General features: G+C 66.4%; 22 protein-coding genes and 1 pseudogene. 13 read left to right on the forward strand and 10 right to left on the reverse strand.

Annotated elements, in window-relative coordinates:
• Nucleotides 1-2: 2 nt before the first annotated feature.
• A complete protein-coding gene (locus DT069_RS16620) occupies nt 3-875 on the forward strand; it encodes a 3-hydroxybutyryl-CoA dehydrogenase (protein ID WP_119461428.1) in 873 nt (290 codons plus the stop codon).
• Here the strand turns inward: DT069_RS16620 and DT069_RS16625 are convergent.
• Complete coding sequence (locus DT069_RS16625; protein ID WP_119461429.1) at nt 872-1,507, reverse strand: TlpA family protein disulfide reductase; 636 nt, start codon at nt 1,505-1,507, stop codon at nt 872-874. The genes DT069_RS16620 and DT069_RS16625 overlap by 4 nt on opposite strands.
• 76 nt (nt 1,508-1,583) lie before the next feature.
• Between DT069_RS16625 and argH the strand changes: the two genes are divergently transcribed.
• The 4 genes from argH to DT069_RS16640 are packed head-to-tail and all read left to right on the forward strand — an operon-like array spanning nt 1,584 to nt 6,952.
• Nucleotides 1,584-2,951, forward strand: a complete 1,368-nt coding sequence (gene argH, locus DT069_RS16630; protein ID WP_119461508.1) for an argininosuccinate lyase — start codon at nt 1,584-1,586, stop codon at nt 2,949-2,951.
• Complete coding sequence (locus DT069_RS24675; protein ID WP_162913234.1) at nt 2,948-3,115, forward strand: hypothetical protein; 168 nt, start codon at nt 2,948-2,950, stop codon at nt 3,113-3,115. Before argH ends, DT069_RS24675 begins: the two co-directional genes overlap by 4 nt.
• Nucleotides 3,112-4,407 (forward strand): diaminopimelate decarboxylase, encoded by a 1,296-nt coding sequence (lysA, locus tag DT069_RS16635; protein ID WP_119461430.1) that lies wholly within the window; start codon nt 3,112-3,114, stop codon nt 4,405-4,407. Before DT069_RS24675 ends, lysA begins: the two co-directional genes overlap by 4 nt.
• A 55-nt stretch (nt 4,408-4,462) precedes the next feature.
• Entirely contained in the window at nt 4,463-6,952 is a 2,490-nt protein-coding gene (locus DT069_RS16640) for a TIGR02302 family protein (protein WP_119461431.1), read from the forward strand.
• Nucleotides 6,953-7,036: 84 nt separating this feature from the next.
• Here the strand turns inward: DT069_RS16640 and DT069_RS16645 are convergent, their stop codons facing one another.
• The 3 genes and pseudogenes from DT069_RS16645 to DT069_RS16650 all read right to left on the reverse strand — a co-directional run.
• Complete coding sequence (locus tag DT069_RS16645; protein WP_119461432.1) at nt 7,037-7,423, reverse strand: response regulator; 387 nt, start codon at nt 7,421-7,423, stop codon at nt 7,037-7,039.
• 443 nt (nt 7,424-7,866) lie between these two features.
• On the reverse strand, nt 7,867-8,418 hold the full coding sequence (locus DT069_RS25010) for a DUF3426 domain-containing protein (RefSeq protein WP_425450328.1): 552 nt from the start codon (nt 8,416-8,418) through the stop codon (nt 7,867-7,869).
• Nucleotides 8,419-8,424: 6 nt separating this feature from the next.
• Nucleotides 8,425-8,523: pseudogene (locus DT069_RS16650) on the reverse strand (MJ0042-type zinc finger domain-containing protein); the annotation flags it as partial.
• A 133-nt stretch (nt 8,524-8,656) separates the two neighbouring features.
• Between DT069_RS16650 and ftsE the strand changes: the two are divergent.
• The 6 genes from ftsE to DT069_RS16680 all read left to right on the forward strand — a co-directional run bounded on the left by ftsE (nt 8,657) and on the right by DT069_RS16680 (nt 14,583).
• The gene (ftsE, locus tag DT069_RS16655) at nt 8,657-9,358 is read left to right on the forward strand and encodes a cell division ATP-binding protein FtsE (protein WP_425450310.1); all 702 of its coding nucleotides are present in this window, start codon (nt 8,657-8,659) and stop codon (nt 9,356-9,358) included.
• Nucleotides 9,358-10,236, forward strand: a complete 879-nt coding sequence (locus DT069_RS16660; protein ID WP_119461434.1) for a cell division protein FtsX — start codon at nt 9,358-9,360, stop codon at nt 10,234-10,236. Before ftsE ends, DT069_RS16660 begins: the two co-directional genes overlap by 1 nt.
• An 18-nt stretch (nt 10,237-10,254) precedes the next feature.
• The gene (locus DT069_RS16665) at nt 10,255-10,935 is read left to right on the forward strand and encodes a YdcF family protein (protein WP_119461435.1); all 681 of its coding nucleotides are present in this window, start codon (nt 10,255-10,257) and stop codon (nt 10,933-10,935) included.
• A gap of 67 nt (nt 10,936-11,002) precedes the next feature.
• Nucleotides 11,003-11,713, forward strand: a complete 711-nt coding sequence (locus DT069_RS16670; RefSeq protein WP_119461436.1) for a lysophospholipid acyltransferase family protein — start codon at nt 11,003-11,005, stop codon at nt 11,711-11,713.
• 271 nt (nt 11,714-11,984) lie between these two features.
• Complete coding sequence (locus tag DT069_RS16675) at nt 11,985-14,342, forward strand: adenosylcobalamin-dependent ribonucleoside-diphosphate reductase (protein ID WP_119461437.1); 2,358 nt, start codon at nt 11,985-11,987, stop codon at nt 14,340-14,342.
• Nucleotides 14,343-14,376: 34 nt separating this feature from the next.
• Nucleotides 14,377-14,583 carry a hypothetical protein gene (locus tag DT069_RS16680; RefSeq protein WP_119461438.1) on the forward strand — a complete coding sequence of 69 codons (207 nt, stop codon included), beginning with the start codon at nt 14,377-14,379 and terminating at the stop codon, nt 14,581-14,583.
• Here the strand turns inward: DT069_RS16680 and DT069_RS16685 are convergent.
• Together DT069_RS16685 and DT069_RS16690 are read right to left on the reverse strand one after the other, a co-directional pair.
• Entirely contained in the window at nt 14,573-15,172 is a 600-nt protein-coding gene (locus DT069_RS16685) for a gamma-glutamylcyclotransferase (protein WP_119461439.1), read from the reverse strand. The genes DT069_RS16680 and DT069_RS16685 overlap by 11 nt on opposite strands.
• Complete coding sequence (locus DT069_RS16690) at nt 15,169-16,056, reverse strand: DMT family transporter (protein ID WP_119461440.1); 888 nt, start codon at nt 16,054-16,056, stop codon at nt 15,169-15,171. Before DT069_RS16690 ends, DT069_RS16685 begins: the two co-directional genes overlap by 4 nt.
• Before the next feature lie 80 nt (nt 16,057-16,136).
• On the opposite strand from DT069_RS16690, the gene DT069_RS16695 reads away from it, so the two are divergent.
• Together DT069_RS16695 and DT069_RS16700 are read left to right on the forward strand one after the other, a co-directional pair.
• Nucleotides 16,137-17,183 carry a DUF2125 domain-containing protein gene (locus DT069_RS16695; RefSeq protein WP_119461441.1) on the forward strand — a complete coding sequence of 349 codons (1,047 nt, stop codon included), beginning with the start codon at nt 16,137-16,139 and terminating at the stop codon, nt 17,181-17,183.
• A 126-nt stretch (nt 17,184-17,309) separates the two neighbouring features.
• Entirely contained in the window at nt 17,310-17,777 is a 468-nt protein-coding gene (locus DT069_RS16700) for a CreA family protein (RefSeq protein ID WP_119461442.1), read from the forward strand.
• Nucleotides 17,778-17,810: 33 nt separating this feature from the next.
• Here DT069_RS16700 and DT069_RS16705 read toward each other — a convergent pair whose 3' ends face one another.
• The 4 genes from DT069_RS16705 to DT069_RS16715 all read right to left on the reverse strand — a co-directional run bounded on the left by DT069_RS16705 (nt 17,811) and on the right by DT069_RS16715 (nt 21,653).
• Nucleotides 17,811-19,235: a homospermidine synthase gene (locus DT069_RS16705; RefSeq protein WP_425450311.1), complete on the reverse strand. Its 1,425-nt coding sequence runs from the start codon at nt 19,233-19,235 to the stop codon at nt 17,811-17,813.
• 56 nt (nt 19,236-19,291) lie between these two features.
• The gene (locus DT069_RS16710; protein ID WP_119461444.1) at nt 19,292-20,425 is read right to left on the reverse strand and encodes a type III PLP-dependent enzyme; all 1,134 of its coding nucleotides are present in this window, start codon (nt 20,423-20,425) and stop codon (nt 19,292-19,294) included.
• A 96-nt stretch (nt 20,426-20,521) separates the two neighbouring features.
• Nucleotides 20,522-20,677, reverse strand: coding sequence for a hypothetical protein (locus tag DT069_RS24680; protein ID WP_162913247.1), 156 nt, complete (start codon nt 20,675-20,677; stop codon nt 20,522-20,524).
• A 211-nt stretch (nt 20,678-20,888) separates the two neighbouring features.
• On the reverse strand, nt 20,889-21,653 hold the full coding sequence (locus tag DT069_RS16715) for an MOSC domain-containing protein (protein ID WP_119461445.1): 765 nt from the start codon (nt 21,651-21,653) through the stop codon (nt 20,889-20,891).
• Between the last annotated feature and the right edge of the window lie 20 nt (nt 21,654-21,673).

Raw genomic sequence — 21,673 nt, forward strand, 5'->3', positions numbered from 1 at the left:
TTATGGTGCAAACAATCGGCGTGATCGGCGCCGGCCAGATGGGCAACGGAATCGCCCATGTCTGCGCGCTGGCCGCCTACGACGTAAAGCTGGTCGATATCGACCCGAAGCGCCTCGACGATGCGCTCAGCCAGATCCATCAGAACATGGGCCGGCAGATCAAGCGGGGCCTGATCACCGAGGGCGAGCGGACGGCGGGGCTGGCGCGAATCGAAACCGGCAAGGACTATACCCTGTTCCGCGACTGCGACGTGGTCGTCGAGGCGGCGACCGAAAACGAGGACGTGAAGCGCGAGATCCTGAAGCAGCTTTGCCCAAACCTGAAGCCGAACGCGATCATCGCCTCCAATACCTCGTCGATCTCGATCACCCGGCTGGCCGCCTCGACGGACCGGCCGACCAAGTTCATCGGCATGCATTTCATGAATCCGGTGCCGGTGATGCAGCTCGTCGAGTTGATCCGCGGCCTGGCGACGGACGAGCAGACCTATGCGACGATCCGCGCACTGTCGGAGAAGCTCGGCAAGACGACGGCGATGGCGGAAGATTTTCCGGCCTTCATCGTCAACCGTATCCTGCTGCCGATGATCAACGAGGCCGTCTATACCCTTTATGAGGGCGTCGGGTCGGTCGAGGCGATCGACACGGCGATGAAGCTCGGCGCCAACCATCCGATGGGACCGCTCGAACTGGCCGACTTCATCGGCCTGGATACCTGCCTCGCGGTGATGCAGGTGCTCTATGAGGGGCTGGCCGACAGCAAGTATCGGCCCTGTCCGCTGCTGGTCAAATATGTCGAGGCAGGCTGGCTCGGCAAGAAGGTCGGCCGCGGCTTCTACGACTACAGCTCGGGCACGCCGATCCCGACGCGCTAACCGCCCGTCCGGATCAGCCCTTCATCCGCGGGCGCCCCACCCAGATAGTGCTCGATCAGGGCGACGGCTTCCGGCGAATCCCATTCGGCCGGGCCGGAGAGCGCGCCGACTGCCCGTCCCTCGCGATCGATCAGGATCGTGGTCGGCAGGCCCTGCACCGAGAAGCCGCGCAACGTTTCTCCCTTGGGGTCGAGATAGATGTCGAGATGCGCGAGGCCCAGCTTCTCGTAGAACGGCGGCACCTTCGCGGCGCCGTCGAAGTCCTGCGACAGGGCGACCACGGTGAAGTCGCGCCCGCCCAGCTTGGCCTGCAGCCGGTCGAGCGAGGGCATTTCCTCGACGCAAGGCGCGCACCAGGTGGCCCAGAAATTCAGCAGCACGACCTGACCACGGAAATCGGCGAGGCTGACGGGGTTTCCGGCCCCGTCGACGAACCCCCGCTGCGGCGCTGGCCGCGGCGGGTCGATCGGGGTAAAGTCCGCGACCGCGCCGGTCACAGGCGGCGCTCCGCGCCCCGCGCCGGCCTGATCGGCCCAGAGGCCGGCTTGGCTTGACAGCAGGCCGACAGCAATCGACAACAGGCCGGCGACCGCCAATGCGGCCAGCATCGACAAGGTGACACGTTTGACCATCAAGAACCCTCGCCTTCCTTCCGATACCGGTCAATCGCAGCCGGCCCCCAACTCGACCGACGAGACGGCCAACCGGATGTGGGGCGGCCGCTTCGCCGGCGGCCCGGCCGCGGTGATGGAACGGATCAACGCATCCATCGATTTCGACCGGCGCCTCTATGCCCAGGACATCGCCGGCTCCAAGGCGCACTGCGCCATGCTGGTGCGTCAGGGCATCATCGGTCAACAAGATGGGGACGCGATCCTCGCGGGGCTAGACCAGATCGAGCGCGAGATCGCCGAGGGCCGCTTCGCCTTCTCGACGGCGCTCGAGGACATTCACATGAATATCGAGGCGCGCCTGAAGGAGATCGCCGGCGAGGCGGCCGGTCGGCTGCATACGGCGCGCTCGCGCAACGACCAGGTCGCAACCGACTTCAAGCTCTGGGTCCGCGACGCGGTCGACGGGCTCGACCGCGACCTGCGTGACCTGCTCGCCGCCCTGCTCGATCAGGCGGAGCGGCACGCGGCGACGGTGATGCCGGGCATGACCCATCTGCAGCCGGCGCAGCCGGTGACCTTCGGCCACCACCTGATGGCCTATGTCGAGATGCTCTCCCGCGATCGCGGCCGGCTGGCCGACTGCCGGAAACGGCTGAACGAATGCCCGCTGGGCGCAGCGGCGCTCGCCGGCACCTCCTTCCAGATCGACCGGGCGATGACCAGCCGGACCCTCGGCTTCGACCGGCCGGCGGCAAACTCGCTCGACGCGGTTTCGGACCGCGACTTCGCCTGCGAATTCCTGTCGGCCGGCGCGATTCTGGCGGTGCATCTCTCGCGCCTCGCCGAGGAGATCGTCCTGTGGTGCAGCGACGGCTTCCGCTTCATCGGCCTGAGCGACGCCTTCACGACCGGCAGCTCGATCATGCCGCAGAAGCGCAATCCCGATGCGGCCGAGCTGATCCGCGCCAAGGCGGGCCGGGTGATCGGCGCGTTCAATGCGCTACTGATCGTTCTGAAGGGCCTGCCCTTGACCTATGGCAAGGACATGCAGGAGGACAAGGAGCCGACCTTCGAGGCGGCGGACAGCCTGTCGCTCTGCGTCGTCGCGATGACCGGGATGCTGCGCGACATGACGGTCAATGAAGAGGCGATGCGCCGCGCGACCGAAGCCGGCTTCATCACCGCCACCGATCTGGCCGACTGGCTGGTGCGGGCGCTCGGCCTGCCGTTCCGCGAGGCGCATCACGTCACCGGCGCGCTGGTCCGCCTCGCCGAAACCAAAGGCTGCGGCCTGGCCGAGCTGACGCTCGCCGACATGCGGACCGTCGAGCCCCGGCTGACCGAGGACGTCTATGACGTGCTCGGCGTCGACCGCTCGGTCGCGAGCCGGACCAGCTTCGGCGGCACCGCGCCGGACAATGTGCGACAGGCCGTCGCCGCAGCGCGGGAGCGTCTGCGATGAGCCGGGTGGCCCGCGCATGTCGCCACGCGGCGATACTGGCCGCTTTGCTGCTGCTTGGGCTGGCACCGGCCGCCTGCGGCAAAAAGGGCGATCTCAAGCCGCCGCCGGGCACCGAGAGCGACTTTCCCCGTCAATATCCAAATCCGAACCCGGACGAGCAATGAGCTTCTTCACCTATCAGGACGGCCAGATGCAGGCCGAAGGCGTCCCGCTGGCGCGAATCGCCGAGCAAGTCGGGACGCCGTTCTATTGCTACTCCAGCGCCGCGCTGACCGCCGCCTATCAGGCGTTCGCGGCTGCCTTCTCCGGACAGCCGGCAACCATATGCTATGCGTTGAAGGCGAACTCCAACCAAGCCGTGATCCGGACGCTGACGGCCTTGGGCGCCGGGGCGGACGTCGTCTCGGAGGGCGAGCTGCGCCGGGCGCTTCGGGCGGGCGTGCCGGCCTCGAAGATCGTCTTCGCCGGAGTCGGCAAGACGGCGGCGGAAATGGCGGCGGGGCTGGATGCCGGTATCCTGCAGTTCAATGTCGAATCGATGCCGGAGCTGCGCACCCTCAGCGCGGTTGCGGCGGCGCGCGGCCGGAACGCGAGCGTCAGCCTGCGCATCAATCCCGACGTCGACGCCAATACCCATGCGAAGATCTCCACCGGCAAGGCGGAGAACAAGTTCGGCATCGAGTTCGGCGCCGCCCGCGCCGCCTTTGCCGAGGCGGCGGCCCTGCCGGGAATCGAACCGGCCGGCATCGCCCTCCATATCGGGTCGCAGCTGACCGGTCTCGAGCCTTACCGCGCCGCCTTCACCCGCATGGCCGAGCTGACGGCGACGCTGCGCGCCGACGGCCACGCCATTCGTCGGCTGGATCTCGGCGGCGGTCTCGGCATCACCTATGGCGAGGAGCGCCCGCCTGCCATTCGTGACTATGCCGCCCTGGTGAAGGAGGTCATCGGCCCGCTCGGCTGCGATCTCATTCTTGAGCCGGGCCGACTGCTGACGGGGAACGCCGGCGTCCTCGTCACCCGCGTGATCTACGTCAAGGAAGGCACGAGCCGAAGCTTCGTGATCGTCGATGCGGCGATGAACGACCTGATCCGGCCCGCGCTCTATGACGCCTATCACGCCATCCTGCCGGTTGCGGAGCCGGCGTCCGACGCGGCGACGCGGCGGGTCGACATCGTCGGACCCGTCTGCGAGAGCGCCGACACCTTCGCGACGCAACGGCCGCTCCCGCCGGTTGCGGCGGGCGACCTGCTGACCATCTGTTCGGCGGGCGCCTATTCCGCGGTCATGGGCTCGACCTACAACACCCGGCTGCCGACGCCTGAGGTGATGGTGCGCGGCGGGGATTATGCGATTGTGAAGGCACGGCCGGATTACGACGCTATAATAGATCAGGACAGCCTGCCCGACTGGCTTGTCGACACGGGAGTGAGCCGGTCGCGCGGGGTGGCCTAAGGGGAGTAACCTGAGGGGGAGCGGCCCAGAGGAGAGCAGCCCGAGGGAGAACGATATGGGCGAACCGACACGGCGCGAACCGACACTGGGCGATCCCGAGTCCGCGGAGACGCGGACCGGTGTACGGACTTCCGGTCTTCCGAAGCTGCGCCTTCGGCTCGCCCGCTGGGCGATTCTGTGGGAGCGGCTCTGGCCGGCCCTGTGGCCGGCGACGTTCATCGCCGGCCTTTTCCTGCTTGTCGCCCTGTTCGACCTGTTCGCCGTTCTGCCGGGCTGGCTGCATCTGATCGCCCTGATCGGGTTCGTCGGCGCCTTTCTCGCTGCCCTGTCCAGGGGAATCGCGGAGGCGCGGCTTCCCGACGCGGCCGCGGGACGGCGGCGGGTCGAGCGGGAGAGCGGGCTGAGCCACCGGCCCTTGACGGCGCTCGACGATCGCCTGGCCGGCGGCGTGGCTGACCCCGAGGCCGCCGCATTGTGGCAGGCCTATCAGCGCCGCCTTCGCGGCAGCCTGCCGCGACTGCGCGTCGGCTTTCCGCGGGCCGGCTTGGCGCGACGTGACCCGTGGGGTCTGCGCGCCGCGCTCGGCCTGCTGCTGGTGATCGCCGTCACCGCCGGCTGGGGCGATGGTTGGAACAGGCTGTCACGGGCGGCGATGCCGGACCTTGCCGGAGCGGGTCAGGACCTTCCCCCCAAGCTCATCCTTTGGATCACCCCGCCGGCCTATACGAGGATCGCGCCGCTCTTCGTCGACACCGCGGAGGAGCTGAGGCCCACTTTGACGGTTCCGGAAGGCAGCACGGTTCTGGCCCAGGTCGAGGGTGGCCGCGGCACGCCGAGCTTGACGATCGGAGAGGCCGCCGTCGCCTTCGCGGAGATCGGCACCGGAACCTATCGGGTGGACGCGGCGGTCCTCACCGGCGATCGCCTCGCCGTCGAGCAAGGCGGCCGACAGCTGGGCGCCTGGCCGCTGAGAATCGTGCCGGACCAGCCGCCGACGGCGACATTCGCCACCCCGCCGACGGAAACCGAACGGACGGCCCTGCGCATCGAGTTCGAGGCGCAGGACGATTACGGCCTGAAAAAGGTCTGGGCGGTCATTCGGCGCGTGACCGGGGAGGGCGGAGCGGGAGGCAACCGCATTCTGTCCGCCGAGACGATCGAGCTGCCGCTGCCGCTGCCCGGGATCGACCAGCCCGAAGCACGCGCCGCGAGCTATCACGACCTGACCCCGCATCCCTGGGCAGGCCTTCCGGTCGAGATGCGATTGACGGCACAGGATTCGGCAGACCAGACCGGGCGGAGCGCGCCGATGACGCTGACGCTTCCGGAGCGCATCTTCCATCATCCGGTCGCGCGCGCCATCATCGAGCAGCGCAAGCGGCTGACCGTCGCCCCGGAAGACCGCGACGCCGTTGGCCGAGCCCTGGCCCGCATCGCCGCCGCGACGCAGGCCTATGATGGGGATATCGTCGTGACCCTGACGTTGCGCATCGCGCAGCGACGGCTGGAAACCGATCGGACCGGCGCCGAGCTGGCGAGCGTGCAAGACCTGCTCTGGGATACGGCGCTGCGCCTTGAGGACGGCAATCTGACCATCGCCGAGCGCGAGTTGCGCGCCGCGCAGCAGGCCCTTCAGGAGGCGCTCGCCAGGGAGGACACCACGGACGCGGAGATCGAGCGTCTGATGGACGAGCTGCAACAGGCACTCGATCAGTTCCTCGCCGCCCTTACAGAGCAGATGGAGCGGCAGCTGGCCGAAGGGCAGGAGCCGCAGCCGCTCGACCCCAACGCAACCATGCTGCAGCAGGAAGATCTGCAGCGGCTTCTCGATCAGGCGCGCGAAATGGCGCGTTCGGGCGCACGGGATGCCGCACGCGAGATGCTGGCCCAGCTCCAGGAGATGCTGGAAAACCTTCAGTCGGGCATGTTCGCCGGCGAGCCGCAACAGGGCGCGGCCGAAGCCATGCAGATGATGCAGGACCTCGAGGCGCTGACACAGCATCAGCAGGAACTTCTCGACCGCAGCTTCCGGCAGTCGCAGCAGATGCAGCCGGGCGAACAATCGTCGACCGACGGCGCCGGCGCCCGGGAACAGGAAGGGCTCCGCCGCGCCCTGGGCGACATCATGCGCCGATTCGGCGAGATGACCGGGGAGATTCCTGGAGAGCTGGGCCGAGGGGAGCGGGCGATGCGCGAGGCCGTGGATGCCCTAGAGCGGGGCGCGCCGGGAGAAGCCGTCGCGCCGCAGTCGCGGGCGCTCGACGAGCTGCAGCAGGCGATGGGCGCCATGGCCGAGACACTGGCGCAGCAGCTCGGTCGCCAGCCCGGCCAGGGGCAAGGCCAGTTCGGCCGGGCTCCGCTCGACCCGCTCGGCCGCAACCAGCCGGGCCAGGGCCTGATCGACACCGGCGATGTTGAGATTCCGGAAGAGGCCGACCTGCAGCGGGCGCGCGAGATTCTCGATGAACTGCGGCGGCGGGCCGGCGAGCTAGAGCGCCCCAGGCCGGAGCGCGAATATATCGATCGGCTGCTCAGGCGATTCTAAGAGGGCGATTCTGGCGATCCGTTTAGAGTACGATCCGATCAGGTTGCATCAACCTGATCGGTGAATCGTCCTCTCATTCAGGCCCTAGGCGCGCGGTCGCGGGGCGCGGCGCCCCTTGCGCAGCGTGTCGTTCACGGTCGCGCAGATTTCTTTGAGGCTGAAAGGCTTCGAGATGACTTGGCAGATCAGGGCATCGAGATTATGCGCCCGCTGCCGCTCTGCGGCGTAGCCCGTCATCATTAGCACCGGCATGTCCGGATATGCCTTTGCGGCCTTGAGCGCCAGCGCGATCCCGTCGAGGCCCGGCATCACGATATCCGTCAGCAGAAGATCGTAAGTCCGGGCATGCAGCGCCTCGAGCGCCTGCCCGCCATCGTCCACAGCGGTGACCTCGTGTCCCTGCAGGCTCAGAGCGCGAGACACGAACTGCCGAACCGCCTCATCGTCTTCCGCCACCAGAATTCGCGACATGCTATCCAACCGGCGTGATCCACCCACCGGTCATCAGCCCGCGCCCGCCCTCCTCGGCCATGAGGAAACACGCGACCCGATGCCTGGCCACCGTCTCCGGCACCATGCCGGCTCCGAGTGGCTTCCATAGCCTGAATCACACGATGCTCGGAAGCCAAGCGCTGCAATCAGACCACAAGGCACCGTACCGGAAATCGTCCGGTGGAGGCGTCAACCGCCCTTCGATAACGCCGGGTGGAGCCCCATTCCAAGAGCGGGGCGAGATCTGATCCTATCGAACCATCGGCCCCGTTTCGTATCGAAGGTCGGCGGAGAATGCGCAGTCCGCCGCAAAGAGTCAATCCTCGGCCATCGACCGATATTGACTATATGATCTGGAACGTTAGTGAAATTTAAGCTTCTGCCCCATTGCACCAATAGATGATGGCTTGAACGAAGAGCGCTTATTCAACAACATCCTCGATGAACGTTATCGATACCCGTTTCGACGCTTCCGGCGGATTGGGTATTGTCGTGCTGAAGCTCGCCGCCTCGCCGGGCTGCAATTCAGTCCGATCGGTTCGGAAGGTCCAGTCATCGAGCCACTGGTTCTGCTCGTTGCGCAATGTCGCCTGCAACGTCGGCAGGGCTTGGGGCTCGTTGGTCTCGTTGAAGATGCTACCTGTAATGATGACGACATCCTGGCCGTCGATACGGCGCCGCACCAGCTTGATATTGCTGAGCTCGAGGCCGGCGCCAAGCGCCGTGGACTCCACGCCGATAAAATCGTAGAACGCCTTCGCTTGCGGCCAACCCGAGACGATCCGCTCCTGACCGAAGTAGGCGAGACCGGCAACGAGTCCGACGAGAACGCCCAGCAACAGGACGTTGCCATATCGCGCGCGCCGACGCTCCGGCGGCATCAAGGCCGGAAGGCTGACTCGCCCCATCGGAGTCTCCTCGACCGGCGGCGGCACATGGACCTGCCAGGGCATGTCGCTGGGCGGCGTCTGCATCCAGGTGTGGCTGCACTTCGCGCAACGCACCATGCGGCCGGCGGTTCCCAGCGCCGCAGGATCAGTCAGATAGCGCGTTGAACATGCCGGACAGGTAAGGATCATGATGAGAGAAATCGACTAGGAACTTGAGGTTTATAGATGTTCGGCTCTGCCAAGGCAAGTATAGACGGGCTATGCTGGACGCGGGAAAGCCGCCTGTGCGATGGTGCGACGGCCATGGTGGGGCAGATTCCAGTTGAGCAGGGATAGCACGAGCGTGATCCTGTTTGAGAATACCGGCGTCCGTTACGACGACGGTCCGCCGATTCTGCGGAACATCTCCTTCACGCTGACGCCGGGATCCTTCCATTTTCTGGTCGGCCCAAGCGGTGCGGGCAAATCCTCCCTGCTACGCCTGATGTATCTGGCCCTGCGGCCGGTCGAGGGCCGGGTCAGCTTGTTCGGCCGCGACGTCAGCACCATCCGCCGCCGCGATATTCCGGCGCTGCGGCGCCGCATCGGCGTGGTTTTTCAGGATTTTCGCCTGCTCGATCACCTGTCGGCGATCGACAATGTGGCGCTGCCGTTGCGAGTCGCCGGCGTGCGGGAGGCGGAGATCAAGCGGCATGTCCCGGAACTGTTGAAATGGGTCGGCCTGGGCGATCATCTGAACGCGTTGCCGGCGACGTTGTCCGGCGGGCAGCAGCAGCGCGTCGCCATCGCCCGCGCGGTCATCAGCCGCCCGAGCCTGCTTCTGGCCGACGAGCCGACGGGAAATGTCGATGACGCCATTGCCGTCCGGCTGATGTACCTGTTCGAAGAACTCAACAAGCTCGGCACGACGGTGGTGATCGCAACTCATAATGACGGGCTGGTCAGCCGGTTCGACCATCGTCAGCTGCGCCTCGAGGATGGCGTCCTGCGCATCGTCGAGCCGGGGCCGCGGGACGCCGCCTGATGTCGTTCCTGCGCAGCGATCTTCCACTGAACCAGGATGCCTCGGGGCGGTTCCTTCCCTGGATCATCGGGTTCATGGTCTATTTCGCGGCTCTCGCTTTGGCGGCGACGATGGCGCTGGACGAGGCGCTGTCGCGCTGGCAGGCCGGGCTGACGGGAACGCTGACGGTCCAGATCACTCCTGCGCCGGCCGAGGACTTGGCCGTGCGGGTCGACCAGGTGGTCGGCCTGTTGAAGGGGACTCCCGCCGTCGCGGGCATCGAGCTGCTGAATGACGATGACGTCGCCCACCTCCTCGAGCCATGGCTCGGGCCGAGCGAGGCGCTCGCGGGCTTGCCGCTGCCGGCGCTGATCGCGGTCAATCTGCGGCCCGGCGCGACGGTCGATCTTGCGGCGCTCCAGCAGCGCCTCGCCGAAGCCGCACCGGGCACGACGGTCGACGATCACGGGCGCTGGCTCAGTGACCTCGTGACCTTGGCGCGTTCGGTGAAGCTGCTTGGCGCGATCATCCTGTCTCTGGTCGGCGCCGCGGCCGTCATTACCGTCATCTTCGTGACGCGCACCGGCCTGTCGATCCATCGCCGGGTCATCGAGCTGGTGCATCTCATCGGTGCCAGGGACGCCTATATCGCCCGGCAGTTCGAGACGCACGCGTTGCGTCTCGGTCTCGCCGGCGGCCTGCTCGGCGTCGCGCTCGCCGCGCTGACGCTGCTGGCTCTCGGCCAAATCGTCGGCGGTATCGAAAGCCCCCTGCTGCCGCCGCTGTCGCTTCGCCCGTGGCAGTGGCTGGTGCTGGGGCTACTGCCGGTCGCGGCCGCCGCCATCGCGATGCTGACCGCGCGCCTGACGGTGCTGCGCTCGTTGAACCGGGTCATGTGACGCGATGAGGGTCCTCCGATGAGCCGGAGAGCGGTCCTGTCGTCGCGATCCCGCCGGACGAACCGCCGGCGGTTCCACCGGCGGCTTCAATTGGGCGCTGCAGGCTTACTGCTCCTGCTCCTTTGGGCCGGCGGCCTCGTCCTGTTCGTCGGCAGCATTCCGCAGGAGGTGGAGTCTCCGGCCAGCTCGACCGACGCGATCGTGGTGCTGACCGGTGGTAGCGGGCGCCTGGAAGAAGGGTTGCGCCTGATTGCTGCGGATCGAGGGCGCAAGCTGTTCATCTCGGGCGTCTATCAGGGTGTCGACCTCGTCGAACTGCTGGACAGCATGAAACAGACAGCCGACAACGTTCCGACAGTGGAGCAGGTCGCCTGCTGCGTCGTTCTCGGACATAGCGCGGACGATACCGAGGGAAATGCGCGTGAAACCGCCGAATGGATGGCGGAGGAGAATTTCCGTTCGCTGCGCCTCGTCACCGCCGGCTACCACATGCCGCGCAGCTTGCTGGAGTTCCGGCGTGTCATGCCGGATCTCGCCATTCAGCCGCATCCGGTTTTTCCGGCGCAGGTGAATCAGGAGGCCTGGTGGCGCTCGCAGGGGACCGCGCTGCTCATGCTGAAGGAATACAACAAATATCTGGTGGCCTTGGCCCGAAGCCTGATCACGCGTCCCTCAACGGTCTACCTGCACGAGATGTAATCGGACCGGATCGATGGCTGCCCGACCGATGGACGCCCAATCAGCGGCAACAATGGCAATAACAGCGATGGCGACGTTGCGCTCGCTCGCCTTCAATATCGGCTTCTTCGCCTGGACCTCCATCGCGCTCCTGGCGGGATCGCCGGCTCTGCTGTTGCCACGCGCCGCGACCTATTTCGTCGGCCGCAACTGGGTGCGCGGCACCCTTGCCCTGCTGGCCGCCCTGGTTGGGCTGCGCCACCGGGTGCGCGGATTGGAGAATCGCCCGCCCGGCCCGGCGATCTTCGCGGTCAAGCATCAATCGACCTGGGACACGCTTATCTTCGCCTTGCTGCTCCATCAGCCGGCCTATGTGTTGAAGCGGGAGTTGATCCACATCCCGCTGTTCGGCTGGTATCTTCTGCGCGCCGGCATGATTCCCGTCGATCGGACCGCCGGCGCGACGGCGCTGAAGAAGATGGTGGCGGCGGCCCGAGCGGTCGCTGCCGCCGACCGGCCGATCCTGATCTTCCCCGAGGGTACGCGCACCGCGCCGGGAGAACACCGCCCCTATCAGCCGGGCGTCGCCGCGCTTTACGGTCAGCTTGGCCTGCCGGTGGTGCCGGTGGCGTTGAATTCCGGCCTGTTCTGGGGGCGGCGCCAGTTCACCAAGCGGCCCGGGACGATCACTGTCGAGTTTCTTCCCGCCATCCCGCCCGGTCTGCCGCGAAAGACCTTCCTCGCGGAACTGCAGCATCGGCTGGACAGCGCGTCCGATCGGCTCGCCGCCGAACCTTGACCGGGGCCCTGACGGGGATCTCCGCGGCCTCCTGCTCCGACTTTGGGGACAAGCTTGTGGACAAGGCCCAATTTATCCCCGATATGCCGATCCGCACCATGAGGATTATGGTGAAAACCAATATTATTATTGAATATCAATAATCTACGAGAAACCGGCTTGTGGAAACATAACAAGAACATCCGCTTGACGGCAACGCCGCCCGCTCTTAATTTGGAAGGGTGGGCACCGATATCGCCGGCCCGCCTTTCCGAGAAGGAACCGCCGTCCCATGCCGCAAGTCACCGCCATTTCCCAGCAGATCTGGGATATGAAATACCGTCTCAAGGCGCTGGACGGCGCGGCGGTCGACAAGACCATCGAGGATAGCTGGCGGCGCGTCGCAAGCGCGCTGGCCGAGCCCGAGAAGGATCAGGCGCTCTGGTCCGAGCGGTTCTACGAGGCGCTGAAGGATTTCAAGTTCCTGCCGGCGGGCCGGATCCTCGCCGGCGCTGGATCCGGCCGCAATGTCACGCTGTTCAATTGCTTCGTCATGGGAACGGTCCCGGACGATATGAGCGGCATCTTTGAGCATCTGCGCGAAGCCGCGCTGACGATGCAGCAGGGCGGCGGAATCGGCTATGATTTCTCGACGCTCCGGCCGCGCGGCGCGCCGGTCAAGGGTGTCGGCGCCGACGCCTCGGGGCCGCTCTCCTTCATGGATGTGTGGGACGCCATGTGCCGGACCATCATGAGCGCCGGCCATCGCCGCGGCGCGATGATGGCGACCATGCGCTGCGACCATCCGGATATCGAGGCCTTCATCGAGGCGAAGCGGGAGCCGGGCCGCCTGCGCATGTTCAATCTGTCGGTGCTCGCGACCGACACCTTCATGACGGCGGTCAAGGAAGACGCGCCCTGGGCGCTGACCTTCAACGGGACGACCTACAAGGTGCTGGCGGCGCGCGAGCTGTGGGACAAGATCATGCGCTCGACCTACGCCTATGCCGAGCCGGGCGTGATCTTCATCGACCGCATCAACCGGCGCAACAATCTCTATTACTGCGAGACGATCAGCGCGACCAACCCCTGCGGCGAGCAGCCCCTGCCCCCATACGGCGCCTGTCTTCTGGGCTCGGTCAATCTAGCGTCCCTGGTCCGGAAACCGTTCGACCCGGACGCCGCGATCGACATGGCGGAGCTCGACGGCCTAGTCCGCACCGCCGTGCGGATGCTAGACAATGCGATCGACGCGTCGCGCTTCCCCTTGCCGCAGCAGGAGGCCGAGGCGCGGGCGAAGCGGCGCATCGGGCTGGGCGTGACCGGCTTGGCCGATGCGCTGATCATGTGCAGCGCCCGCTACGGCAGCAGCGCCGCGGTGGCGCTGACAGAGCGCTGGATGAGCGCAATCCGGCGCTCGGCCTATCTGGCCTCGACCGAGCTGGCGGCCGAGAAGGGCGCGTTCCCGCTCTATGACGCGGAGCCTTATCTGGCTGGCGAGACGGTGAAGGAGCTGGACGAGGAAGTGCGGGCGGCGATCGCCAAATCCGGCATCCGCAACGCCCTGCTCACCTCGATCGCGCCGACCGGGACGATCTCGCTGTTCGCCGATAACGTATCCTCGGGGCTGGAGCCGGTATTCAGCTTCAAATACAGCCGCAACGTCCTGATGCCGGACGGCAGCCGGACGCAGGAGGAGGTCAGCGATCACGCCTACCGCCTGTTCCATCGCCGCGAGGGCGAGACCGCCGCGTTGCCGGACTCCTTCGTCGACGCGCAGCGGCTGAGCCCCGGCGATCATGTGGTGATGCAGGCCGCGGTCCAGAAATATGTCGACAGCTCGATCTCGAAGACTATCAACTGCCCGGTCGACCTGCCCTTCGAGACGTTCAAGGACGTCTATATCCAGGCCTATGAGCTCGGCTGCAAGGGCTGCACCACCTACCGGCCGAACGAGGTGACCGGTGCGGTGCTCGAGGTGAGGCCCGCCGGGCAGGCCACCACTCGGGATGCCGCGGCGCCGGCGGCCCAGCCGGAACTGCCGCTCGGCGCCCCGCCGGCGCAGGCCGAGGACGTGTACGAGGCCGGCGGCGTGATCTATATGACCCAGCCGCTCGACCGGCCCGAGGCCCTGCCTGGCCAGACCTACAAGATCCGCTGGCCGGAGAGCGACCATGCGCTCTACATCACGCTCAACGACATCGTGCAGGACGGGCGGCGGCGGCCGTTCGAGGTGTTCATCAACTCGAAGAACATGGAGCATTACGCCTGGACGGTCGGGTTGACGCGGATGATCAGCGCCGTGTTCCGCCGCGGCGGCGACGTGTCCTTCGTTGTCGAGGAGTTGAAGGCGGTGTTCGACCCGCGCGGCGGCTGCTGGATGGGCGGGCGTTATGTCCCGTCGCTGTTGGCCGCCATCGGCGAGGTCATCGAACGGCACATGATCGATATCGGCTTCCTGCCCGATCCGGCCCGCGAGCGGCGCGAAATGGCGGGTGCCCGCGCGCTGAAGGTGGTCAATCTGGACGGGAGTACCGGCGACGGACCGGCGACAGCGATGGCCCGCTGCCCGAAATGCAGCTCTCCCTCGCTGATCCGCCAGGAAGGCTGCGACCTCTGCACGTCCTGCGGCTACAGCAAGTGCGGTTGAGCCGCAGGAGAGCTTAGCTCAGGCAGGCTTCGATATGAGCCGTCCCTGCCGCCATTGTGGCGCCGCGATGAGCCGCATCGCCGAGCGGTGCCCGGAGTGCGGCGGCCGCAACGAGCCGGAGCGGCCCTGGTATATATATCTGGTTGGCGGCGCGATCGTGCTGCTGCTGTTCCTCTGGCTGGGCGACCTCCGCCCGCTCGTCAATATCATCGCCAATCTGATCGACGCATTCAGCGGCTGACGGCGCGCGGCTCCTCGCGCGTTGCCCGCGCCTCGACGAGTCGCAGCAGATCGTGCAGCGCGCCGTCGGCAATGCCGAGCTCGTCGAGATGGGCGACCGTGTTCTCGAGATAGGCGCGGTTGCTGCCGGCCTTGCCCTCGCCCTTCAGGATCATCTCGACGATCCGGTCGGGATCGAGCTTGCCGGTATATTGCTCGTGGTTGCGGTCGGCGACATAGGTGACCGCGTGGATCCGGCGGCCCTCGACATCGACCGGAAGCCAGCGCGGCTCGTAGACGCCGGTGACCATCTCGCGCTCATGCAGATAGATCGCGACCGCCTCGGCGTCCTGGGCGGCGACACGCAGCGCCCGGCCGCGACAGGCCCCGCCGCGGTCGAGACCGAGAACGAGGCCCGGCCGCTCGGGCGTGCCGCGATAGAGGACCGAATAGATGCAGAAGGCACGGTGATAGCCGCGCAGCAGCGCCGGCCGCGCCTCCAGGCAGGCAAAGCCCGGCCGCCAGATCAGCGAGCCATAGGCGAAGACCCAGAACTCCTCGCCCGGCGGCGGCTTCAACCGGCGGCTGGCGATGAGATCGAGATCGTTCATCGGCGAATGACCAGGGCGACGCCAACCACGGCGATCGCCATGCCGAGCAGCGCCAGAGGGCCCAGCGTCTCGCCGAAGATCAGATAGGATTCGATGGCCACGGCCGGCGGCACCAGATAGAAAAGGCTCGCCACCCGCGAGGCGGCACCGCGCCGGATCAGCCATGTAAGAAGACTGATCGCACCGATCGACAGCGCTATCACGAGCCAGGAGAGGGAGAACAGAAATTCCGGCGTCCAGGCCACTTCGCCCGCTCCAACGGCAGCGACGGCGGTGGCCGTGAAGAGGCTCGCGGCCGCGTATTGGATAACGGCCCCACTGCGCATATCCATCGCCCCGCAATAGCGTTTCTGATACATCGTGGCTGCGGTAATTCCAACCAGCGACAGAAGCGCGAAACCGAAGCCCCAGAGCGTGCCAACATCTATGCCGAGCTTGTTCCACAGCACGAGCGCCACGCCCGTGAATCCGAGTACCAAGCCAAGCCATTGGCGGGGACTCACCCGCTCGCCGAGAAACGGCCCGACTACCGTTGCGGTTAGCAACGGCTGCAGCCCCGCGATCAAGGCAGCGATGCCGGCCGGAATGCCCATAGCCATCGCCACATAATTCCCGCCGAGATAGAGCGCATGCAGCAGAACCCCGACCACAGCGATATGGCCTATCTGCGTCCAGGAGCTGGGCCAGGGCGCCCGCATCGCCAATGTGACGCCGAGCATCAGCACGGTCACCGCGACGAATCGCAGCAGCAGAAAAGTCAGGGGCGCGGCATAGAGCAGCCCGAGCTTCGCGAAGATGAAGCCGGTGCTCCACAGGAACACGAACAGGCCCGGCGTTACGGCCTGCCACGAAATGCCCAATGGCGCGGAAGATGTGCTCGACATGATTGGACCGGATATCGCCCTGCGGCCGCCATCTTATCGACGGTTGCCGGCAACACAAGTGACCGCGGGACAAGGGTGATATGCACCGGGGTGACATGCGCCGCCTGACCACCGCCGGCCTCCTCGGCCTGCTGCTGGTTGTCGTCGGCTACAGCATCTACTGGTATTTCGCCGCCCAGGCGCTCGAGGAGGGGATTACCCGCTGGGTCGCGGAGCGCCGCGCCGAAGGCTATCGGATCAGCGTCGCCGAACCACTAATCGGCGGCTTCCCCTTCCGGCTGACGGCGGAAATCGAGGCGCCGTTCATCGAGGCGCCGCCGGAAGAGGGGGCCTGGCGCTGGCAGGGTCCACGCATCGCCGGCTCGGCCGCGCCGTGGAATCCGCTGCGGATCGACCTGACCATGCCGGGACGGCACGCGCTGAGCGGCGCGATCGCCGGACAGGCGCTGACCCTGTATGCCGATGCGGGAGGCGCCGACGGACAGGTCGAGCTCGACAGGGCCGGCCGCCTCAAGGCGGTGGAGCTTGTGCTGGCGGATCTCGCGATCGCGGACGAAGCGGGAGATCGGATCACCATCGAGGCGGCGGATCTGGCGGCGACGCTGCACGACTCCGCATCGGATGATCGCGAAAACAGCATCGATTTCGACTTCTCCCTCGCCGGCCTGGTCCTGCCCGCCGACAACCCTCCCCCGCTCGGCCGCGAGATCGACCGGATCGAGGCGGAGGGCACGCTCGTGGGCACGATCCCGCCGGGGCCGCCGGCCCAGGCGCTTGGCGCCTGGCGCGACGCAGGGGGGACGCTGGAGGCCCGGCGACTGGAGATCGCCTGGGGACCGCTGACCCTCGCGGCCAACGGCACCTTCGCTCTCGATCAGGCGATGCAGCCCGTGGGCGCGATGACGGCGACTGTCAGCGGCCACGGCGAAACCATCGACGCGCTGGTCGCCGCCGACATCATCCGGCCGCGCGACGGCAGCATCGCCCAGCTTATCCTGGCTGCGATGTCGCAGCCCCCGGAGAACGGCGGCCGGCCCGAGATCAGGGTCCCCCTGACCGCCCAAGACGGATATCTCTCCGTCGGGCCGGTCAGGCTGATCCCGCTGCCGCCTATTCGCTGGGAATAAGAAGGCGGCATCGGGTCGAGTAACCGCCTCAGCAGGTATGTCGAGATCGCACTGCAGGTCGAATTGTCGAACTGTCCGACCTGCCGCAATATGCGACACTATCCCAACAAGGGAGCCCGTCCGGCCATGCGCAGCCTGATCCCCGGTCTTCTGCTTCTCATCGCCATGACCGCCGTCCCCGCTCACGCCCAGGAGCGAATCGGTGAGGTCGACACGACTTGGCGTCTCGCCAGCCCCGACGATAGAGTCGTGGTCGAGCGCTACGACGATCCCAAGGTCGAGAACGCCAGCTGCTATGTGAGCCGGGCCGAAACGGGGGGATGGTCGGGCTGGGTCGGGCTGGCCGAGGATCCCAGCCGATTCTCGATCGCCTGCCGCGCCACCGGCCCCGTGCGGATCCTAGAGGAGATCGAGACGGGGCCAGAGGGCGAGCTCGTCTTCAGCGAAAGAACCTCCGTTCTGTTCAAGCAGATGCGCGTCAGCCGCTTCCTCGACGAGGAGAAGGGCGTGCTCGTCTATCTCGTCTGGTCGACCAAGCTGATCGACGGCTCGCCCTACAACAGCGTCACCGCCATCCCCCTATCCGAACCATAGGACAGAGAGAGCGGCAGTGACGCTGTCGTATCATCAGTTCACCCGGAAGTTCTGGAACTGCCACGGGTCCTTGAGGTCGAGCCCCGGCTCCTCGAACAGCACCGAACGGTCCTTCAGCGGCGTCCAGTCGGAGCGCTCGGCGACGACGGGGCCGAGATAGGGTCGGCAGATATCGAGGATTTCCTCATGGTCGAGATCCTCCGGCTCGACCAGGCCGCGATCGGGATTCTTGATCATCCAGATCGCGCCGGCGATCACGGGCGCCGCGATCTGGATCGACGTCGCATTGAACTCCGGGCCGAGCAGCTCACGGGCCTCGTCGATGCCGAGCTGGGAGCCGTACCATAGGGCGCCATGGTCCCCCATCAGCAACGCGCCCAACTCGTCGATGCCTTCGACGATGTCTTCGCCCAGGATCCGGGCGTTCGGCTGAACTTTCCAGTTCGACATCACGAGCTCGCGGACGCTGAGCACCGCGTCGTCGCAGGGATGATAAGCGTAATGGACCGTCGGCCGGTAGACCGGGCGGTCCTCCTCCCAGACCGTCAGATAGTCGCTCAGCGTGATCGACTCGCCATGGGTGATGCAATAGCCGATCAGCGGCCCGCCTAGCGGCGTCCAGGAACGAACCTCGGTGATGCAGCCCGGCCGGTTAAGATAAATCGCGCTGCGCGTGCCGACCTGATGCAGCCGGGCGTCCTCGGGCAGGCGCTTCTCATGCGTGCCCCAGCCGAGTTCAGCCGGCTGCGCCCCTTCGCCCCAGAAGCCGGGCACGCTCCAGGTATTGACGAACTCGCCCGGGCGCTTCGGCCGGTTCGATATCTGAGTGTCGTGCTCGGCGACATGGATGACCTTCGTTCCGGTGGTCTGGGCCAGCTTCGCCCAGCCCTCCTTGGAGGTCGGCTTGTCGCCGTCGAGCCCCATATGGTCCGCGACTTCCAGAAGCGCTGCCTTGACGAAATGGCTGATCAACCCCGGATTGGCGCCATGGGTCACGAGCGCCGTGGGCGATCGCGACGGCCATGTCTTCGCATCCTCCAGCGCGGAGTAGCGCAGATGATAGTTCGTGCGCTCGTGCGCCGGCACCTTCGGATTGTTGTAGTAGCCGGCCCAGGGCTCGATGCAGGTGTCGAGATAGAGCGTGCCATGCGCCCGGCACCAGTTCATGACCGCGAAGCTGCTGACGTCGACGCTCAGATTCAGCACCATGCCGCCGGTCCCGACATGGGCCTCCAGTACCTCGGCCATGTTATCGGGGGTGATCGGCTTCAGGACGTAGTTCACGCCTAGCTTCCGGTAGGGCGCGATCTCGGCACTGTGGTCATCGGCGTCGACAACGGTGATGCGGTCGAGAGGCATGTCGAAATGCCGGACGAGCAACGGCATGGTGCAATGACCGACCGAACCGAAGCCGATCATCAGAATCCGGCCGTTGAATGGAACCTTCTCAACCATCATTCACCTCGCGAACTGTCGTTTATTGCCTGCGGCATGTCTGCGTTCATCCGCCGGGCTCAAATGCAGTAGGTCTTCAGCGGCCCGAAGCCGTTGAAGCCGACCGATGCGTAACTGCTGGTGTAGGCACCGGCACTGAGGATCTCCACCTTGTCGCCGACCTGGAGGTCGAGCGGCATCAGGTAGTGCGCCTTCTCGTACAGGATATCGGCGCTGTCGCAGGTCGGACCGGCGAGGATCACCGGGCCGACATCGCCCCCGTCACGGCCGGTCTGGATCGGATATTTGATGCTCTCGTCCATCGTCTCAGCGAGTCCGCCGAACTTGCCGATATCGAGATAGACCCACCGCTTGCGGTCGGTATAGCTCTTGCGCGAGATCAGCACGACCTCGGCCTGGATCACGCCGGCATTGCCGGCGAGGACGCGGCCGGGCTCGATCACCATCTCCGGCAGGTCGTTGCCGAAATGCCGCGTCATCGCCGTCATCATCGCGGCGGCGTGATCGGCGATCGAGGTCGGCGCTGCCTGCCGGTAGGGCGCCGGGAATCCGCCGCCGAGATTGATCATGCGCAGATCGAGGCCGTCGGCGCTCAGTCGCTTGGACAGCCGCGCCACCGCGCGCACCGCGACGTCCCAGGGCTTCGAGCTGGTCTGCTGCGAGCCGATATGGAAGGACAGGCCGCAAGGGTCCAGCCCGCGCTCACGCGCGCGCAGCATCAGGGCGGCGGCCATCGTCGGCGTGCAGCCGAACTTCCGCGACAGGGGCCAGTCGGCGCCGTCGCAATCCATCAGGATGCGGCAGAAGACGCCGGCGCCGGGCGCCGCCTCGGCCAGCTTGTCGAGCTCGGCATCGCTGTCGAAGGCGAAGAGCCGGACGCCACGCTCATAGGCGTAGGCGATGTCGCGCTGCTTCTTGATGGTGTTGCCGAACGAAATCCGCTCGGGCATGGCCCCGGCGGCCAGGCACAGATCGACCTCGCCGGCGCTGGCGGCATCGAAATACGCGCCCAGCCGGGCGAGGCAGGCGAGGATCTCGGGCGCGGGATTGGCCTTCACGGCATAATAGATGCGGGCCAGCGGGAGCAGGCGCTCCAGCTCCCGGTAATTTGATTCGACGACGTCCAGATCGACGACGAGGCACGGCGTCGCCGGACGCTGCTGCGTGAGGAAATCGAAAATGCGTACGGTCATTTGCCCCTCCAGTCCGCGGCGGGCGCGGGGCTAACGGTGACTCAAACGTGATGATGAGGGAGAAAGCCCGGCGAGGGCTTTATCCGAGGGCGTCGCTCAGCGGCGCCCGCTCAGACTGGAAAGCGGATTTTCCCGATCGATCAGCAGCAGATAGGCCCGGCCGACCACGCAATAGTCGCCGCGCGGGCAAACACGGTCAGCGAACTGAAGGACCTTGCTGTGGGGCAGATGCCCCTTCCGGTCAGCAATCATAGACAGCTCCCTCTCGGCACCGGCAACCCGACCGGCAGAATCCAAACAGGATGGGCCAAAAAGGACGCGTTCCGTCGTTGCATAACCACGAGGGGCCATAGGCACGTGCGTGTGCGTCGATGGGCCGGAACATAGAAATTTTTCCGTCCGGCGCAAGCGAAAATTTCGTGACGGGTATCGAGCTGCGGGCCCTGGCCCGCGAAAGGTCAGCTTAAGCGAGCGCCAGCCCGTCTCCGGTCGCGATCGCACCGCCCTCAACGACCTTGGCATAGACCCCGAAATCGGCGTGGCGATAGCGCCGGACGAGGAATCCGGGGATGTTCAGGTCGCGCTCGGCCGTGTCGGGATTGACGTTGGTGGCGGCGCACCTCTGGATGCGCTCGACGACACGCAGCCGGGCCTGCCCGATCCGCAACTCGCGGCCGGGCCAGTCGAGTTCCTGCCACGGCTCAAGCCCCTCGACAACCAGATTGCCGCGAAACCGCCGGATGTCGATGCCGGCCCCCAGCCTCGTCCCCAGCTCCTCTGCCGAGGCGAGGCTCAGGATCGAAACATACTTCGTCTCCATGTCCGTGAACATGACGCCGGGCGCCTCGACGAGCCTGAGCGGCCCGCGATCGTCGGGGCCAAGCTGCGCGGCGATGAAGCGGTCCGCCGCGGCACGACCGGCCGGCGCCTCGATGGACTCACGGAACAGCTCCTGCCCGTCGCGCCGGATGGTCAGGACGCCCGTCGCCTCATCATAGCCCGTCTGCAGGGCAGCCAGACGCGGCTCATGAGCCAGCACCAGGAACTCCCGCCGTTGCTGCCAGCCGGGGTTTTCGACGTCGAACCGGCTGGCCCCGTGAGCCAAGGCAAAGCGACGATCGCCGGGAAGGCCTTCTCCGGTACCCAAGGTAACCCGATCGAGCGGCTCCGCGCTGAGCCCCTTTACGGGGTAGCGGAAGATGTCCGCGATCTGCGTTCCAATGGTCATATTCCCCTACCCAGACCCGG

The sequence above is a fragment of the Virgifigura deserti genome (assembly GCA_003576685.1).
Classification (GTDB): Bacteria; Pseudomonadota; Alphaproteobacteria; order Dongiales; family Dongiaceae; genus Virgifigura; species Virgifigura deserti.

Excerpts from the sequence above, each read along its gene's own strand:
- DT069_RS16675 (WP_119461437.1), top strand. The coding sequence starts at position 11,985 with ATGCCGCAAGTCACCGCCATTTCCCAGCAGATCTGGGATATGAAATAC.
- DT069_RS16645 (WP_119461432.1), bottom strand. The coding sequence starts at position 7,423 with ATGTCGCGAATTCTGGTGGCGGAAGACGATGAGGCGGTTCGGCAGTTC.
- DT069_RS16670 (WP_119461436.1), top strand. The coding sequence starts at position 11,003 with ATGGCGACGTTGCGCTCGCTCGCCTTCAATATCGGCTTCTTCGCCTGG.
- DT069_RS16665 (WP_119461435.1), top strand. The coding sequence starts at position 10,255 with ATGAGCCGGAGAGCGGTCCTGTCGTCGCGATCCCGCCGGACGAACCGC.
- DT069_RS16700 (WP_119461442.1), top strand. The coding sequence starts at position 17,310 with ATGCGCAGCCTGATCCCCGGTCTTCTGCTTCTCATCGCCATGACCGCC.
- DT069_RS16660 (WP_119461434.1), top strand. The coding sequence starts at position 9,358 with ATGTCGTTCCTGCGCAGCGATCTTCCACTGAACCAGGATGCCTCGGGG.
- lysA (WP_119461430.1), top strand. The coding sequence starts at position 3,112 with ATGAGCTTCTTCACCTATCAGGACGGCCAGATGCAGGCCGAAGGCGTC.
- DT069_RS24680 (WP_162913247.1), bottom strand. The coding sequence starts at position 20,677 with ATGATTGCTGACCGGAAGGGGCATCTGCCCCACAGCAAGGTCCTTCAG.
- DT069_RS16705 (WP_425450311.1), bottom strand. The coding sequence starts at position 19,235 with ATGATGGTTGAGAAGGTTCCATTCAACGGCCGGATTCTGATGATCGGC.
- argH (WP_119461508.1), top strand. The coding sequence starts at position 1,584 with ATGTGGGGCGGCCGCTTCGCCGGCGGCCCGGCCGCGGTGATGGAACGG.
- DT069_RS24675 (WP_162913234.1), top strand. The coding sequence starts at position 2,948 with ATGAGCCGGGTGGCCCGCGCATGTCGCCACGCGGCGATACTGGCCGCT.
- DT069_RS16680 (WP_119461438.1), top strand. The coding sequence starts at position 14,377 with ATGAGCCGTCCCTGCCGCCATTGTGGCGCCGCGATGAGCCGCATCGCC.
- DT069_RS16625 (WP_119461429.1), bottom strand. The coding sequence starts at position 1,507 with ATGGTCAAACGTGTCACCTTGTCGATGCTGGCCGCATTGGCGGTCGCC.
- DT069_RS16715 (WP_119461445.1), bottom strand. The coding sequence starts at position 21,653 with ATGACCATTGGAACGCAGATCGCGGACATCTTCCGCTACCCCGTAAAG.
- DT069_RS16710 (WP_119461444.1), bottom strand. The coding sequence starts at position 20,425 with ATGACCGTACGCATTTTCGATTTCCTCACGCAGCAGCGTCCGGCGACG.
- DT069_RS16695 (WP_119461441.1), top strand. The coding sequence starts at position 16,137 with ATGCACCGGGGTGACATGCGCCGCCTGACCACCGCCGGCCTCCTCGGC.
- DT069_RS16620 (WP_119461428.1), top strand. The coding sequence starts at position 3 with ATGGTGCAAACAATCGGCGTGATCGGCGCCGGCCAGATGGGCAACGGA.
- DT069_RS16685 (WP_119461439.1), bottom strand. The coding sequence starts at position 15,172 with ATGAACGATCTCGATCTCATCGCCAGCCGCCGGTTGAAGCCGCCGCCG.
- DT069_RS16690 (WP_119461440.1), bottom strand. The coding sequence starts at position 16,056 with ATGTCGAGCACATCTTCCGCGCCATTGGGCATTTCGTGGCAGGCCGTA.
- DT069_RS25010 (WP_425450328.1), bottom strand. The coding sequence starts at position 8,418 with ATGCAGACGCCGCCCAGCGACATGCCCTGGCAGGTCCATGTGCCGCCG.
- DT069_RS16640 (WP_119461431.1), top strand. The coding sequence starts at position 4,463 with ATGGGCGAACCGACACGGCGCGAACCGACACTGGGCGATCCCGAGTCC.